The organism is Brucella pseudogrignonensis (genome assembly GCF_032190615.1).
GTDB lineage: Bacteria > Pseudomonadota > Alphaproteobacteria > Rhizobiales > Rhizobiaceae > Brucella > Brucella pseudogrignonensis_B.
In genome coordinates this window covers 1,483,179-1,497,464 of sequence record NZ_JAVLAT010000001.1, presented here as the reverse complement: position 1 = coordinate 1,497,464, position 14,286 = coordinate 1,483,179, and the positions used below count along the sequence as shown (strand labels likewise).

Genomic DNA, 14,286 nt, shown 5'->3' with positions numbered 1-14,286 from the left:
AGCGACTTTCAATAATAAGTAAATTACTCTCAGGAGCTTGTGTATTGTAAAAATAATTCAAATTTATATAATTTCCGTGATCGTTTGGAGGAAAATAACCATAAATATTATTAGATCCGTAAGACATACCTGCCATCGAAAAAAAGAATATTGTAAACGCATACTTGAAAACATTCATAACAATTGACCTTTTTATTATAAATAACAAAATGAAATATAATAAAAAATCAACGCAATAAAACTGTTACATAATACAGAATTTCAAAATACAAATTTATTTAATGCGTATTATTTAATGCTTTTACCACCGCAGGCATCAGGTCATTCTTGACCGACTCCGGCGTGAATGGCCCGACATGCTTGTAGACGATCTTTCCTTCGGCATTGACGAGGAAGGTTTCAGGTACGCCGTAGACGCCCCATTCAATAGCTGAGCGTCCGGCGCGGTCGGCGCCGACTGCGGCAAATGGATTGCCGAGATCGCCCAAGAAACGGCGAGCGTTTTCGGGCTGATCCTTGTAATTCAGGCCCACCACCCGGATGCGCTTGTCCTTGGCGATTTCCATCAACATCGGATGCTCCTGACGACATGGAACGCACCATGATCCCCACACATTGACCAGTGTGAGCTTGCCCTTGAAGTCTTCACTGTTAAGGCCCGGCACAGGTGTGCCGTCCTGCAAAAGACCTTCCACGGGCGGGAGATTGGTTTGTGGGGCATCCTTGCCGATCAGTGCGGACGGAATGGTCGTGTTGTCTTTGCCGGATAAAAGCTGCACCGCAAAAATTGCAGCAAGACCGACGAAAATTATCAACGGCAGCAGCGCAACCCAGGTTGCGCGTTTCTTTGTCGCTTCAGTCATTGTGCAGAACCGGATGCTTTGTCTGAACGGCGGCGCACGCCCTTCGCCTCAATCCGCTTCAGCTCGCTTTTCTGGATACGCTGATCAATCAGTATCCAGCCAATCGTTATAGCAATGGCTGCTGCCGCAATCCCGTAAGACGTCATCACATAAGCAAAATGGCTCATTGTACAGCCTCCCCTTGCGCGTCAGAGCGCTCTCTTTTCAGGCGGCTGCGATCTGCATTGCGTGCGGCAAGCTTTTTCATCATTGCCACGCGGCGACGCCAGATTTCATTGCGCATGGCCATCATATGCAAGGTCAAAAACAGCAGTGTGAAACCAATGGCCATCACAAAAAGAGGGCGCAGCATGGAGCCGTCAATGGTCGGACCATCCATGCGGAACACCGAAGCGGGCTGATGCAATGTGTTCCACCAGTCGACCGAGAATTTGATGATCGGAATATTGATGAAGCCAACCAGTGTAAGCACAGCAACCGGCTTGGCGCTTTTTGCCGGATCATCCATAGCGCGCGACAACGCGATAATGCCAAGATACATCAGGAACAGCACAAACACGGAGGTTAGGCGCGCGTCCCACACCCACCATGTACCCCACATCGGTTTGCCCCAGAGCGAGCCAGTTGCAAGTGCCAATGCTGTGAACACCGCTCCCAAAGGCGCGGCTGCACGAATGGAGACATCGGCCAGCGGATGACGCCAGACCAGTGTACCCAGCGCCGAGATTGCCATGATCGAATAGCACATCATGGAAAGCCATGCGAAAGGCACATGGATATACATGATGCGGACCGTCAACCCCTGCTGATAGTCATCAGGCGAAAGGAAAACCATATATAGCCCTGCAGCCAGAAATAGCGCTGAAAGGATAGCCAGCCACGGCAGAATCCGGCCTGCAAAGCCAAGAAAGCGCGTGGGGTTTGCCAGATCAAGCCAGCTTGTGGTTTTCGCAATCTCATTCGTCATGACTTACACTTATACCTGACGCGTTAAGCCGTTCAATTGACCGCAATCAACTGCGACACTCTGCCGAGCATGATCTGGCCCAAAAACCGGTTCCCACTTTTCGGGATCATGCTCAATCCGCTGACGTTTTTAGTGCAGCTGCCGCAGCGATCGGCCCCAAAACTGCAAAGAATAAAGTCAGTGCGCAGAGAATAAGAAACGGTGCAAAGAAAGGTGCCACAGCATCTGTCGCGCCATAAGAAGCAGACACGCCGAAAATGAGCACTGGAATGGTTAGCGGCAACACGATCACCGAAACCAGCAAACCGCCGCGTGGAAGAGCGACCGCAAGGGCGGCACCCACTGCGCCGATAAAGGCGATTGCAGGCGTTCCAACCAGAAGTGTGAGCGTGGTTGCGGCCGTTGCCGTCGCGTCCATATTCATGAAGAGTCCCAGCAAGGACGAAGCTATCACCAGCGGCAAAACGCTCGCTACCCAATGGGCAAAGCATTTCACAAAAACTGTGAAAGCCAGCATGTGCCGGTCTGCGCCGATGAGCAGCAGATCGAGTGAACCATCATCGCGATCTGCCTGAAACAGCCGGTCGAGGCCAAGAAGTGTCGCCAGCAAAGCGCCGATCCACAGCATGGCCGGGCCAATGCGCGATAGCAGATTAAGATCAGGTCCGACGCCAAACGGCATCACCGAAATCACCGCCAGAAAGAACAGGATGCCGATCAGCGCGCCGCCGCCAGCACGGAAACTCAACCGCAAATCTCTCAGAAACAGTGCCAGCATCACGCGACCTCGGGCGAATATTGCGCCATGTCGAGCGTTTTTACACCTTCGAGGCCGAGTGGAATATGTGTTGCTGCAATCACCATGCCGCCGTCACGCATATGGTTTCGCATCAGTTCTGCGAAGCGCGCCTCGGATGCCTTATCAAGGCCAGCAGTCGGCTCATCGACAATCCAGAGCGGACGGTGGCTGATCAACAGTTTTGCGATGGAAACGCGACGCTTTTGACCCGTCGAAAGATAGCCAAACGGCAGATTTTCAACGCCTGGCAAACCGACCGCCTCCAGCGCTTCATCAATATCGAGTGCCGCTGCTCCATTAAACTTTTTCCAGAACAGCAGATTTTCACGCACACTCAAAGCGGGCTTCATTGCATTCTGGTGTCCGAGATAATGGGACGCTGCCTGAACGGGAAGCGTGGTTTGGGCTTCAACGAGCGTGATCTTGCCGTATTCAGGCGCAAGCAATCCGCAGATGATCCGCAGCAGCGTGGATTTTCCCGAACCATTCGGACCCGTAACAATCAGTGCTTCGCCAGATAATAATTCAAAAGAGAGGTTTGCGAAGATCGTCTCGCCACCACGTTCACCCGTCAGATTTTCGGCCCCAAGCCGCATATTCTCTCCTAGGGTCAACCTGACAAAGCCGACCGGGATAACGTAACATTTTGCCGCAAGGGATGACGTTCACGATAATCTGTCTGGAATCGTTATAAGAAACTCCCTATATCAGAGTTACCATGCCAGCGGTCGGTGTGGAAACAAATTTTGGCCGATCTCAAACACTGGGCGCTTGCAAGAGCACAGGTTTCGGGACGGACAGCGGAAATGACTGCACCCGCACCTTGGCGCGTCCTTGAAACGCAAGCTTAGGCGTTCGTCCTGGTTTTCCGGCCAGTAGCATGAGGACGAACTAAAGTGTCTAACATCGATAGTTTCAAAAGCCGCAAAACCCTCACCGTTAACGGTAAGGACTATGTCTATTACAGCTTGACCGAAGCCGAAAAGAACGGTCTCAAGGGCATTTCCAAACTTCCATTTTCCATGAAGGTTCTGCTTGAGAACCTGTTGCGCTTTGAAGATGACCGCTCCGTCAAGAAGTCGGATATCGAAGCCGTTGCAGCATGGCTCACAGATCGCGGTTCAGCGGGTGCTGAAATCGCTTATCGCCCTGCCCGCGTATTGATGCAGGACTTCACCGGCGTTCCAGCCGTTGTCGATCTTGCAGCCATGCGCGACGGGCTCAAGGCGCTTGGCGGCGACCCTGAGAAAATCAATCCGCTCGTTCCTGTCGATCTCGTGATCGATCACTCGGTTATCGTTGATGAATTTGGCAATCCCAATGCATTCAAGGCCAATGTGGATCTCGAGTATCAGCGCAATGGCGAACGCTATCGCTTCCTCAAGTGGGGCCAGCAGGCATTCAAGAACTTCCGTGTTGTTCCTCCGGGCACCGGCATCTGCCATCAGGTGAACCTCGAATATCTGGCACAGGCCGTCTGGACCAAAGAAGAAGACGGCGTGACTCTCGCCTATCCGGATACCTGCGTCGGCACCGATTCCCACACCACCATGGTCAATGGCCTTGGCGTTCTTGGCTGGGGTGTTGGCGGCATTGAAGCGGAAGCCGCAATGCTCGGCCAGCCGGTTTCCATGCTGCTGCCGGAAGTCATCGGCTTCCGCCTGACCGGCAAGGTCAAAGAAGGCGTGACTGCAACCGATCTCGTACTCACCGTTACGCAAATGCTGCGCAAGAAGGGCGTTGTCGGCAAGTTTGTCGAATTCTTCGGCGAAGGCCTCGAAAACATGACGCTGGCTGATCGCGCGACCATTGCAAATATGGGCCCGGAATATGGTGCGACTTGCGGCTTCTTCCCGATCGATAAAGAGACGCTCAACTACATGAACACGACCGGTCGCGAAGAAGACCGCATCGCGCTTGTTGAGGCCTATTCGCGTGCACAGGGCATGTGGCGTGAAGCCGGATCAGAAGATCCAGTGTTCACTGACATTCTTGAACTCGACATGGGTGACGTTGTCCCATCGATGGCTGGTCCGAAGCGTCCTGAAGGCCGCATCGCACTGGAAAACATCGGATCGGGTTTCGCAACCTCGCTTGAAACCGAATACAAAAAGACATCCGGCCAGACCACGCGCTATCCGGTTGAAGGTGAAGACTATGATCTCGGCCATGGCGATGTGGCAATTGCTGCGATTACGTCATGTACCAACACCTCGAACCCGAGTGTGCTGATTGCTGCCGGTCTTCTGGCACGCAATGCTGTTGCCAAGGGTCTGAAGACAAAGCCTTGGGTCAAGACCTCGCTTGCGCCCGGCTCTCAGGTTGTTGCCGCCTATCTTGAATCGGCTGGTCTTCAGAAGGATCTGGATGCGCTTGGTTTCAACCTTGTTGGTTTCGGCTGCACGACCTGTATCGGTAACTCCGGTCCTTTGCCTGCTCCAATCTCCAAGACCATCAATGAAAAAGGTCTGATTGCGGCAGCCGTCCTTTCCGGCAACCGTAACTTTGAAGGCCGTGTTTCGCCTGACGTTCAGGCAAACTATCTGGCTTCGCCGCCGCTGGTTGTTGCCCACGCGCTTGCAGGTACGGTTACAAAAGACCTGACCAAGGAGCCTCTTGGCGAAGACAAGGATGGCAATCCGGTATTCCTGCGTGACATCTGGCCGTCATCGGCTGAGATTCAGGATTTCATTGCCAAGAACGTAACCCGCAAAGTCTTCTCTGAAAAATATGCGGATGTGTTCAAGGGCGACGAAAACTGGCAAGCCGTACAGGTGCCTGCTGGTCAAACCTATGCATGGGATGACAATTCGACCTATGTGCAGAACCCGCCATACTTTGTCGGCATGGGCAAGTCGGCTGGCACGATTGCAGATGTTAAGGGCGCACGGGTGCTCGGTCTTTTCGGCGACAAGATCACGACCGACCACATCTCGCCTGCCGGTTCCATCAAGGCCCAGTCGCCTGCTGGCAAGTATCTGCTTGACCACGGCGTCGGCATTGCCGACTTCAACCAGTACGGCACGCGTCGTGGCAACCATGAAGTGATGATGCGCGGCACCTTCGCCAATATCCGTATTCGCAATCACATGCTGGGCGAAAACGGACGTGAAGGTGGTTACACCATTCACTATCCGTCGAAGGAAGAAACCTCGATCTATGATGCTGCTATGCAGTATAAGGCCGAGGGTGTTCCACTCGTCATCTTTGCAGGTGTCGAATATGGCAATGGGTCGTCGCGTGACTGGGCTGCAAAAGGCACCAATCTGCTTGGTGTGAAGGCCGTGATTGCGCAGTCGTTTGAGCGTATCCACCGCTCCAACCTCGTTGGCATGGGCATTGTGCCATTTGTATTTGAAGAAGGCACAAGCTGGCAGACGCTCGGTCTGAAGGGTGACGAAATCGTCTCTATCGAAGGCCTTGCCGATGTGCGCCCACGCCAGAAGGTTGAAGCTTCGATCACCTATGCCGATGGCACCGTGAAGAAGGTTCCACTGATCTGCCGTATCGATACGCTGGACGAGCTCGACTACATGAAGAATGGCGGTATTTTGCAGACCGTTCTGCGTGATCTCGCTGCTTAATCAGCGCGTTTATAAAACAAAAAGGCCGCTGGAGAATTCCGGCGGCTTTTCCATTTATAGCCCCGAACGAATCATTTCCCTGATTTTGAGAGCTTTTTCAAAGTGATCGAGCTTATGGGTTTTAATCCACCATTCCGCTGCTTCCATAAGCAGGTCTGGGTCTGAGTTCTTATTGGCAAAGAATGCATAAAAGAAAATGCCGACGGTCTCGCCCTTCTTCGCGATTTTTTCATCGCAAATAGCGATGGCCTTTTCTCTTAAACTCGCCCTCATATTCTCTCAGTCCCGTCGTTGTATAATTGTGCGTGAGCCACACTTATCGCAAGCAAGCCCAAGCGTGGGATAAACGAAACACCCATATGACAAAAACTGCGACAAAACTCACTGCAACGTGACTTCCTATTGATCGTCGCAATTCCTACATAATAGATGTCAGCGTCAATTATAACAGGATGAAACCAAAGTGACCTTCCACTCCCCTTTCAATGGGACATATACATGGCTTTCCGACGAGTGCGCTCCCGGTCTGCGTTGTGTTTGTGCTGCACTGGGGATGGCGTTCACTGGATGCCTGTCAATGAGTGGTGCTGCAAAGGCACAGGACAGCAGTACGCGCACATCGGTACTTGAGCTTTATACCAGCCAGGGCTGCAAATCCTGCCCGCAGGCCGACAAGAATCTGGCATCCTATGCGGATGATCCAAACGTTCTGGCGCTGTCGTTTCACGTCAATTACTGGGATTATATGGGATGGCGCGATACGCTTGCCTCTCAGGATAATACTGACCGCCAGAATGCCTATCGCAATTCATTCAATGCGAAGATGGTTTATACACCGCAGGCAATCGTCAATGGTGTTGCTGAAATGAACGGCAATGACGCTGAAGTCGTGAAAGCACATCTCACAGACAACAAGCTCAATGTACCCGTTTCGATCACTAAACTGGATGACGGCCGTCTTTCGATTGAGATTGCAGCCGGTGAAAAGCCGGAAAAGCCTGTGCACATTGTGATGTTTTATCTGCGCGATTCGGTGACAATCCCGATCGACAAAGGCGAAAACGCCGGTCAGTCTGTTACCTATCGCAATAGCGTGACAGACATCAACACAATCGGCATGTGGGATGGCAAAGCGCTGAAAATCGAGCTGCCAGCGTCGGAACTCACCCGGAAGGACGTGAGCGGTTGCGCGGTCCTTTTGCAGGAAAGCAACAGTGAAAAGGCTCTTGGGCCTATTCACGGTGCAGCAATCTTCAAGCAGAAAAATTCGCTGGCTCTTTGACCTCAAAGCGTGACGTATCAGCGTATAACATTACTTTGTCATTTCGGGAAATGTCGCCGCTGTCTGAACAGCTAGCCGTCAGAGGTTGGTTCGGTTCGGGCAGTCCTTTGGGCGGGGGGCTTGGGGTCGGACATACCCGGACCGAACCGTCTCAGGCAACGCGCTAATATATGCCACAGAATCGGGCCGGAATGCGAATTTGACAAGGCCAAAATGTGGCCAGCAATCACCATTGAGAACAGACATTCTCTTTTCGTGATCGGCTAATATACAACTAATTGGGATGTGGTTTGTATAGACCAATCAGAGAGTGAGCGCTAGCCTACAAACACAACCTTGCAATGATTTAATAAAAGCATCACCATAGCACTCTGAAGCAAGATATTGCCGCTTGCTCATTCCCTTCACGACCCATTCCGCGATGAAAGGAACACAATGGATATTCCAAGCGCTGCGAATGAAGATCAATCATCGCAACCCATTTCTCCTATATCGGCAACGCCAAAAGTAATCCCTCTTGGCCCATCACGTCCGCAATCGCCGACGGTTCGTTTTGACAGGCACGAACTGGGAAAAATCCTCAATATTTATGGTCGCATGGTCGCGACAGGCGCGTGGCGCGATTATGCAATCGACCACCTTGCTGACAGAGCGGTTTTCTCCATCTTTCGGCGCGCCAGCGAAGTTCCGTTGTTTCGTGTTGAGAAAAACCCAAAGCTTGCGCAGAAACAGGGCGTTTATTCTGTTATTGCTGCGAGCGGGCTGATTATGAAACGCGGACACGAACTTGAACGCGTGCTGCGCGTTTTCGATAAAAGCCTGAAGCTCGTAGGCAATTAAGGAAGGCATCTCAGCCAAAAACCGCTTCGCACTTTTTGGGATGCTGCTCTTTTTGACGCGCATCTTATCCAAAAACCGCTTCGCACTTTTTGGGATGCGCTTTTATTCAGTCAGCGGCATCGGTCCGGGTTCAACCAAACAGCCGCCATTGAGCGGCAACTGCATAAGCACCGTATCGAGCCAACGACCATGCTTGAAGCCCGAACCCTGAATGCGGCCACAATGGACATAGCCAAGGCTCTCATGCAGCTTTACTGAGCCAATATTATGCTCGCCATCACCAACCACTGCCAGCAACTGGCGGAAGCCGAGCGCTGTTGCGCGTTTGATGAGTTCACCAAGCAGAAGCTTGCCGACGCCCTTCCCCTTCGCATCGGGTGCGATATAGATCGAATCCTCCGCAAGCCAGCGATAAGCCGGGCGAGTGCGGAAATAGCTGATATAGGCATAGCCCAGAACCAGCCCGTTTTCTTCGGCAACCAGAATTGGAAAGCCCTGTTCGACAAAGCTCGCGAAACGGCGCGTCATGTCTTCAAGTGTCGGCGGCTCGATATCATAAGAACCTGAGCCGTTCAGCACAGCCTCTGTATAGATTGTCGTGATGGCTTCAATGTCGGTGAATTTGAAATCGCGAATAAGGGGCATGTTGAAAGGACGGGACTCAGTTTGAAATTACCAGCTGTAACATGACTCCAAGTATCCCGTTTGAAAAGCAAAAAGGGCAGCGTTTCCGCTGCCCTTTCTCATCATTCTATTCCGAAGTGATTAGTCACGGTTGCCCATGAACTGAAGCAGGAACATGAACATGTTGATGAAGTCGAGGTACAGACGCAGCGCGCCCATAACAACCTTACGGCCCTGCGAATCCGCAGAATCTCCTTCAAAGTACATTTCCTTGATCGACTGTGTGTCGTAAGCGGTCAAACCTGCGAAGATCAGAACGCCGATCACCGAGATTGCAAACTGCAGCGCGGTGGAGCCGAGGAAAATGTTAACGACAGAAGCGATGATCAGGCCGAATAGACCCATCATCAGGAACGAGCCCATTGCCGACAGATCACGCTTGGTTGTGTAACCATAGAGCGAGAGCGCGCCGAAAGAAGCAGCGGTCACGAAGAAGGTGCGAACGATGCTCTGACCAGTGTAAACCAGAAAGATCGACGACAGCGACAGACCGACGAGCGCTGCGTAGCCCCAGAAAACGGCGCTTGCGGTCGAAACCGACAGACGTTCAATACGGAAGCTCAGGAAGAATACGGCTGCGAGCGGCGCGAGCATAACAACCCAGCGCAGCGGCGATGTGTAAAGAGCAGCACCAAGTGCAGTAAGCATCTTGCCGTTTGCCATCTGCGCAACCGCTGCAGACGGATCGGTTGTAACGGCCAGCGATGAAACAGCCAATGCAGCAAGGCCGGTAACAACCAGACCAATTGCCATCATATTGTAGACGCCGAGCATATAGCTGCGGAGCCCCTGATCGATGTCGGCACCAACCCGAGCGCCACCTACCGGCCTCTGCTGTGCCTGAATATTGCGAAAGTCAGCCATGACTTAAATCCTTTTGCGTTGTCCCGTCCGGTGTCGAGGTCAGGCTCATTTCGAGCCGCTCCCAGGCGCCGCTGGCGGGACCCCAGCATGCCTGCGTTTTATTATGGGGATTTTAAACCTCTCACACAAGTACTACTTGAAAAAAATCGTGATAATGCTGGTTGAAATACGGATCGCATTATCCATGCGATCCAAAGGCTTAAGCGATTTTAAGCTTCCACATTACAAATGCTTCATAAGGTCCGAAGCACATTTGCAGGCTTCTGACCCAGCACACGCCATGTACCTGCCAGACCAAAACCGACAGTCAGCACCAGAGCGACACCAACCGTCATCAGTGCAACATCTGGCAGGAACTGTGCTTTGAGCTTCATCACTTCCACCACCACATACCAACCGGCGACACCGCCCGCGACCAGCGCAAAGACCGCCGTTGCAAGACCCAGCAGCATATATTCGATGATATAGGCGCTGATCAGCGTGCCACGCGTGGCGCCCAGCGTTTTCAAGACCACTGCGTCGTGAACACGGGCGCGGTTACCCGCAGCCAGAGCACCGCCCAGCACCAACACTGAAGCTGCAAGCGCAATCGAAGCTGCCGCGCGTATTGCCGTTGCAAGCTGGCTGATCAGATCATTCGCCACATCAAGCGCATCCGTCACACTCACAGTGGTAATGGCTGGCCATGTTTTTGTAACCTGCCGCAAAACATCGGGAGCCAAATTCTTCTGACCATCAGGAATAGTCAGCGTGGCAAGCCATGTGGCAGGCGCACCGGCAAACGTGTTGGGCGAGAACACCATGACGAAATTCATCGCCAATGTTTCCCATTGCAACTGCCGGAAGCTTGCAATCTTGGCATTGATATTACGGCCAAGCACATTGACAGTAACCGTATCGCCAAGCTTCAGCCCAAGCTCTTTGCCTTCACGCTCTGCGAAAGAAACAAGCGGCTCGCCGGAGTAATTTTCCGGCCACCATTCGCCCTCGGTCAGCGTCGAGTTTTCAGGAACTTTGTCGGCAAAGGTAATGCCACGATCACCGCGCAGCACCCATGCAGCCTCCGGCGGAATGGTCATGTCACGAACATTGGTGCCGTTAAAAGCAACGATACGACCGCGCAGCATCGGGCCGGAGGTAAGTTTGCCATCCGGCACAATGCCGCTCACAAGCTTGGTGAAATCGTCAATGTCGTTGTTCTGAATATCGACAAAGAAGAAGTCCGGCGCTTGTGCAGGGATATTCTCCGTCACCTGACGACGCAGATTACCGTCGATCAGCGCAATCGCCACCATCAGCGTGAGGCCGAGACCAAGCGAAAGCACAACAGAAGGGGTTAGTGCGCCGGGGCGATAGATATTGCCAATCGCCAGACGAAAGGCGGTTGAGCGTGTACGCGGCGCACGACGCGCCAGCCAGCGGATCCCATCCGCGACCAGCCGCAAAACACCAAAGGCAGCAATGGATGAGACGATGAAGATCGCAGCGATTCGTCGATCATAAGCGACGTAAAGCGCGAGCCCTGCAAGAGCAGCAATCAGCAGAACCGCAAGCGCCAGATAGAAAAATGGCGGCAATCCGCGTTGCTCAAACCCCTGTTCGCGGAACAGTGCAGTCGCTGGAATGTTTCGCGCCCGGCCAAGCGGGATAATGGCAAAGGCAAGCGTTGTGATCAGCCCAAAGACCGCCGCCAGAGCAAGCGCTTGCGGGAAGAAACCACCGCCACCCGCAACGGGCAAATAATTGGCAAGCGCCCAAGCGGCGGCATACGGAATGATCGCGGCAAGCACCAGACCAAGCAGGATGCCAATCAAACCGATGACCATGATCTGCACCAGATAGACCAGCACAGCAAAACGCGCCGGTGCGCCGAGCGATTTAAACGTCGCAATCACGCCACGCTTGCCATCAAGATAGGCACGCACGGCATTCGCGACACCAACGCCGCCGACGATTAAGGCGGTCAGGCCGACCAGCGTGAGAAACTGCGAAAAACGTTCAATATTGGCAGTCAATGCCGGTGCTGCATTGTTGCGCGAACGAATGTTCCAGCCAGCGTCGGGGAAGTCGGCGGTAGCGCGTTCGCGCAATTGCGCGATTGCAGAATCGGACACGCCATCAGGCAAAGCCACCTTGTAGATATGATCAACGAGGCTTCCGGGCTGGATCAGGCCAGACGCGCGAAGGCCATCCATCGAAACCAGAAAACGCGGCGCAAAATTAAAGCCCGATGACAGAAGGTCAGGTTCGCTTTCGATCAGCGCCCGCAGCTCAAAAATTTGAGAACCAAGCAGCACTTTCGTTCCAAGCTGAACACCCATACGATTGAGGAAATCCTGACTGACAGCGGCACCGTAGGCTCCGTCCTGCTGTTTCGTCATGTCATCAAGCGAAAGCTCAGGTACTACTTTCAACGTGCCATAAAGCGGATAGACAGCATCAACCGCCTTCACTTCGACCAGCGACTGATCCGACCCATCCGGCAGACGCGCCATGGAGCGCATGGTAGCACTTTCGGCGACCTTGCCTTGGCTGTCGATGAAAGCGCGCTCCTCAGCGCTTGCTTCGCGCTGGTTAAGCGCAAAGCTCACGTCGCCACCAAGAATGCTCTGTCCCTCGGCTGCAATGCCAGTGCTGACGGAGCGAGCAACCGAATTCACGCCACCAATGGCAGCGACACCCAGCGCGATACAGGCGAGAAAGATATAGAAGCCGGAAAGCCCGCCGCGCATTTCACGCAGCGCAAAGCGCAGAGCGAGCGAGAAGGAAGCAAGCCTGCTCATCGGCCTGCCACCGCTGTTTCAAGGACCGGCTCTTGTTGCGAAGGCCCTTCAATGCGGCCTGAACGCACCGGAATTTCCTGATCGCAACGAGCAGCAAGCGAGGGATCATGCGTGACAAGAACCATGGTCAGGCCATTCTCACGCTGTTTGGAAAACAAAAGATCAGCAATTTGGCGACCAGTTGCCGTATCGAGATTACCGGTCGGTTCATCGGCAATCAGGATTTTAGGGCTTGGCGCAAGTGCACGGGCAATTGCCACGCGCTGCTGCTCACCACCCGAGAGCTCCGATGGATAATGCGTAAGACGCTCACCAAGGCCAACAGCACGCAATTCGCGTTCGGCAACTTCAAACGCATCTCTGCGGCCTGCAAGCTCAAGCGGCACGGCGACATTTTCCAGTGCCGTCATGTTTGGAATGAGGTGGAAGGACTGGAAGACAATCCCGATATTGGCGCCGCGAAATGCAGCTGCCTGATCCTCGGTCATTTGGCTTATGATTTCGCCCGCGATTTTCACCATGCCTCGGTCGATATGCTCAAGGCCAGCCAGCACCATCAACAGTGTGGACTTGCCCGATCCTGACGGACCAACGATGCCGACAGACTTACCTTGGACAATTGATAGCGAGACGCCTTTGAGCACATGCACGGATGATGCCGCATGTCCCAGAGTCAGATGAACATTCTCTAGCTCGATGATCGGGCCATGATTTAGCGAAGTCACCTGTTCCGTCACGCGTTTTTCTTCCTATATGAATATTAAGAGCCAAAGCGCGTCACAAAAATGATCTTGTTTTGCGCAAGAAGGAATCATGTAGGTGGATCCACCACCAATTAGCTAGATATGGGTTGCTAACGATGCGTTTCAAACACTCGATCATGGTTTGGTTATCGATTTTTGTCGTAGCTGCGTCTTTTATCGCTACCGCTGCGCGTGCGCAGGAAGAACCTACGGGGCTTGAAGACGCATTGCCAACCGAACAGCTGGCACCCTTCAAAATTGTTGGCTTCGGCGACAGTCTTATGGCGGGCTATCTTCTGCCTTCAAATGCCGCCTTCCCACAGCAACTTGAAAAAGCGCTCGATGACAAAGGATATGAGGTGAGCATTGAGAATGCTGGCGTGTCAGGCGACACCACGACCGGCGGTCTGGCGCGCATCGACTGGTCTATTCCCGATGGTACAGATCTCGTTATTCTGGAACTCGGAGCCAATGACGCGCTGCGTGGGATTGCACCCGACATTACCGAGAAGAACCTTGATGAAATGCTCTCGCGTCTCAAAACACGCGGCATATCGGTGATTCTCGCTGGCATGATCGCCCCGCCCAATATGGGCAAAGATTATGCCGACAAGTTCAACCCGATCTATCCGAAGCTTGCGCAAAAATATGGCGTGCCGCTGTATCCATTTTTCCTTGATGGAGTTGCTGCACAAAAGCAGTTGCAGCTCGAAGACGGCATGCACCCGAATGAAAAGGGCGTGGAAATCATGGTCAGCAATTTCATGCCAACAATCGAAAAAGTCCTCGAAGCGGAACAAAAGACGGGGACATCGGGCGGCTGACACAATCGTCAAGCATAAACAGCTTGCCCAAGAGGGCGAAGAATGATTCGCTG

The 14,286-nt window shown here is 53.1% G+C and carries 14 protein-coding genes; 4 read left to right on the top strand and 10 right to left on the bottom strand.

The features are described 5' to 3' along the window. Positions 1-278 precede the first annotated feature (278 nt). From RI570_RS07270 to ccmA, 5 genes are all read right to left on the bottom strand, one after another. The gene (locus RI570_RS07270) at positions 279-863 is read right to left on the bottom strand and encodes a DsbE family thiol:disulfide interchange protein (RefSeq protein ID WP_313827743.1); all 585 of its coding nucleotides are present in this window, start codon (positions 861-863) and stop codon (positions 279-281) included. After that, positions 860-1,030, bottom strand: coding sequence for a heme exporter protein CcmD (gene ccmD, locus RI570_RS07265; RefSeq protein ID WP_313827742.1), 171 nt, complete (start codon positions 1,028-1,030; stop codon positions 860-862). Before ccmD ends, RI570_RS07270 begins: the two co-directional genes overlap by 4 nt. Further along, positions 1,027-1,830, bottom strand: coding sequence for a heme ABC transporter permease (locus tag RI570_RS07260; protein ID WP_313827741.1), 804 nt, complete (start codon positions 1,828-1,830; stop codon positions 1,027-1,029). The genes ccmD and RI570_RS07260 overlap by 4 nt, the downstream gene beginning before the upstream one ends. A 112-nt stretch (positions 1,831-1,942) precedes the next feature. Beyond that, positions 1,943-2,608: a heme exporter protein CcmB gene (gene ccmB, locus RI570_RS07255; RefSeq protein WP_313827740.1), complete on the bottom strand. Its 666-nt coding sequence runs from the start codon at positions 2,606-2,608 to the stop codon at positions 1,943-1,945. Then, complete coding sequence (gene ccmA / locus RI570_RS07250) at positions 2,608-3,225, bottom strand: heme ABC exporter ATP-binding protein CcmA (RefSeq protein WP_313827739.1); 618 nt, start codon at positions 3,223-3,225, stop codon at positions 2,608-2,610. Before ccmA ends, ccmB begins: the two co-directional genes overlap by 1 nt. A gap of 300 nt (positions 3,226-3,525) precedes the next feature. Between ccmA and acnA the strand changes: the two genes are divergently transcribed. Beyond that, positions 3,526-6,213, top strand: a complete 2,688-nt coding sequence (gene acnA, locus RI570_RS07245; RefSeq protein WP_313827738.1) for an aconitate hydratase AcnA — start codon at positions 3,526-3,528, stop codon at positions 6,211-6,213. A 54-nt stretch (positions 6,214-6,267) separates the two neighbouring features. Here the strand turns inward: acnA and RI570_RS07240 are convergent, their stop codons facing one another. Further along, positions 6,268-6,486, bottom strand: coding sequence for a DUF6500 family protein (locus RI570_RS07240; RefSeq protein ID WP_313827737.1), 219 nt, complete (start codon positions 6,484-6,486; stop codon positions 6,268-6,270). A gap of 274 nt (positions 6,487-6,760) precedes the next feature. Here RI570_RS07240 and RI570_RS07235 point away from each other — a divergent pair, with 274 nt between their 5' ends. Then, positions 6,761-7,495, top strand: coding sequence for a thioredoxin family protein (locus RI570_RS07235; RefSeq protein WP_313828585.1), 735 nt, complete (start codon positions 6,761-6,763; stop codon positions 7,493-7,495). Between the two features lie 435 nt (positions 7,496-7,930). Next, positions 7,931-8,335 (top strand): DUF2794 domain-containing protein, encoded by a 405-nt coding sequence (locus tag RI570_RS07230; protein ID WP_313827736.1) that lies wholly within the window; start codon positions 7,931-7,933, stop codon positions 8,333-8,335. Positions 8,336-8,437: 102 nt separating this feature from the next. Here the strand turns inward: RI570_RS07230 and RI570_RS07225 are convergent, their stop codons facing one another. From RI570_RS07225 to RI570_RS07210, 4 genes are all read right to left on the bottom strand, one after another. Then, a complete protein-coding gene (locus RI570_RS07225) occupies positions 8,438-8,980 on the bottom strand; it encodes an N-acetyltransferase family protein (RefSeq protein WP_313827735.1) in 543 nt (180 codons plus the stop codon). Positions 8,981-9,100: 120 nt separating this feature from the next. Then, the gene (locus tag RI570_RS07220) at positions 9,101-9,883 is read right to left on the bottom strand and encodes a Bax inhibitor-1/YccA family protein (protein ID WP_313827734.1); all 783 of its coding nucleotides are present in this window, start codon (positions 9,881-9,883) and stop codon (positions 9,101-9,103) included. Between the two features lie 233 nt (positions 9,884-10,116). Continuing rightward, complete coding sequence (locus tag RI570_RS07215; RefSeq protein WP_313827733.1) at positions 10,117-12,666, bottom strand: ABC transporter permease; 2,550 nt, start codon at positions 12,664-12,666, stop codon at positions 10,117-10,119. Continuing rightward, positions 12,663-13,391 carry an ABC transporter ATP-binding protein gene (locus tag RI570_RS07210; RefSeq protein WP_409558651.1) on the bottom strand — a complete coding sequence of 243 codons (729 nt, stop codon included), beginning with the start codon at positions 13,389-13,391 and terminating at the stop codon, positions 12,663-12,665. Before RI570_RS07210 ends, RI570_RS07215 begins: the two co-directional genes overlap by 4 nt. Before the next feature lie 134 nt (positions 13,392-13,525). Between RI570_RS07210 and RI570_RS07205 the strand changes: the two genes are divergently transcribed. After that, positions 13,526-14,233, top strand: coding sequence for an arylesterase (locus RI570_RS07205; RefSeq protein WP_313827731.1), 708 nt, complete (start codon positions 13,526-13,528; stop codon positions 14,231-14,233). The last annotated feature ends 53 nt before the right edge of the window (positions 14,234-14,286 follow it).

Bases quoted from the DNA above. Each gene is read 5' to 3' on its own strand.
- RI570_RS07230 (WP_313827736.1), top strand. From the start codon at position 7,931: ATGGATATTCCAAGCGCTGCGAATGAAGATCAATCATCGCAACCCATT.
- RI570_RS07205 (WP_313827731.1), top strand. From the start codon at position 13,526: ATGCGTTTCAAACACTCGATCATGGTTTGGTTATCGATTTTTGTCGTA.
- RI570_RS07260 (WP_313827741.1), bottom strand. From the start codon at position 1,830: ATGACGAATGAGATTGCGAAAACCACAAGCTGGCTTGATCTGGCAAAC.
- RI570_RS07215 (WP_313827733.1), bottom strand. From the start codon at position 12,666: ATGAGCAGGCTTGCTTCCTTCTCGCTCGCTCTGCGCTTTGCGCTGCGT.
- RI570_RS07270 (WP_313827743.1), bottom strand. From the start codon at position 863: ATGACTGAAGCGACAAAGAAACGCGCAACCTGGGTTGCGCTGCTGCCG.
- RI570_RS07225 (WP_313827735.1), bottom strand. From the start codon at position 8,980: ATGCCCCTTATTCGCGATTTCAAATTCACCGACATTGAAGCCATCACG.
- ccmD (WP_313827742.1), bottom strand. From the start codon at position 1,030: ATGAGCCATTTTGCTTATGTGATGACGTCTTACGGGATTGCGGCAGCA.
- RI570_RS07240 (WP_313827737.1), bottom strand. From the start codon at position 6,486: ATGAGGGCGAGTTTAAGAGAAAAGGCCATCGCTATTTGCGATGAAAAA.
- ccmA (WP_313827739.1), bottom strand. From the start codon at position 3,225: ATGCGGCTTGGGGCCGAAAATCTGACGGGTGAACGTGGTGGCGAGACG.
- RI570_RS07220 (WP_313827734.1), bottom strand. From the start codon at position 9,883: ATGGCTGACTTTCGCAATATTCAGGCACAGCAGAGGCCGGTAGGTGGC.
- ccmB (WP_313827740.1), bottom strand. From the start codon at position 2,608: ATGCTGGCACTGTTTCTGAGAGATTTGCGGTTGAGTTTCCGTGCTGGC.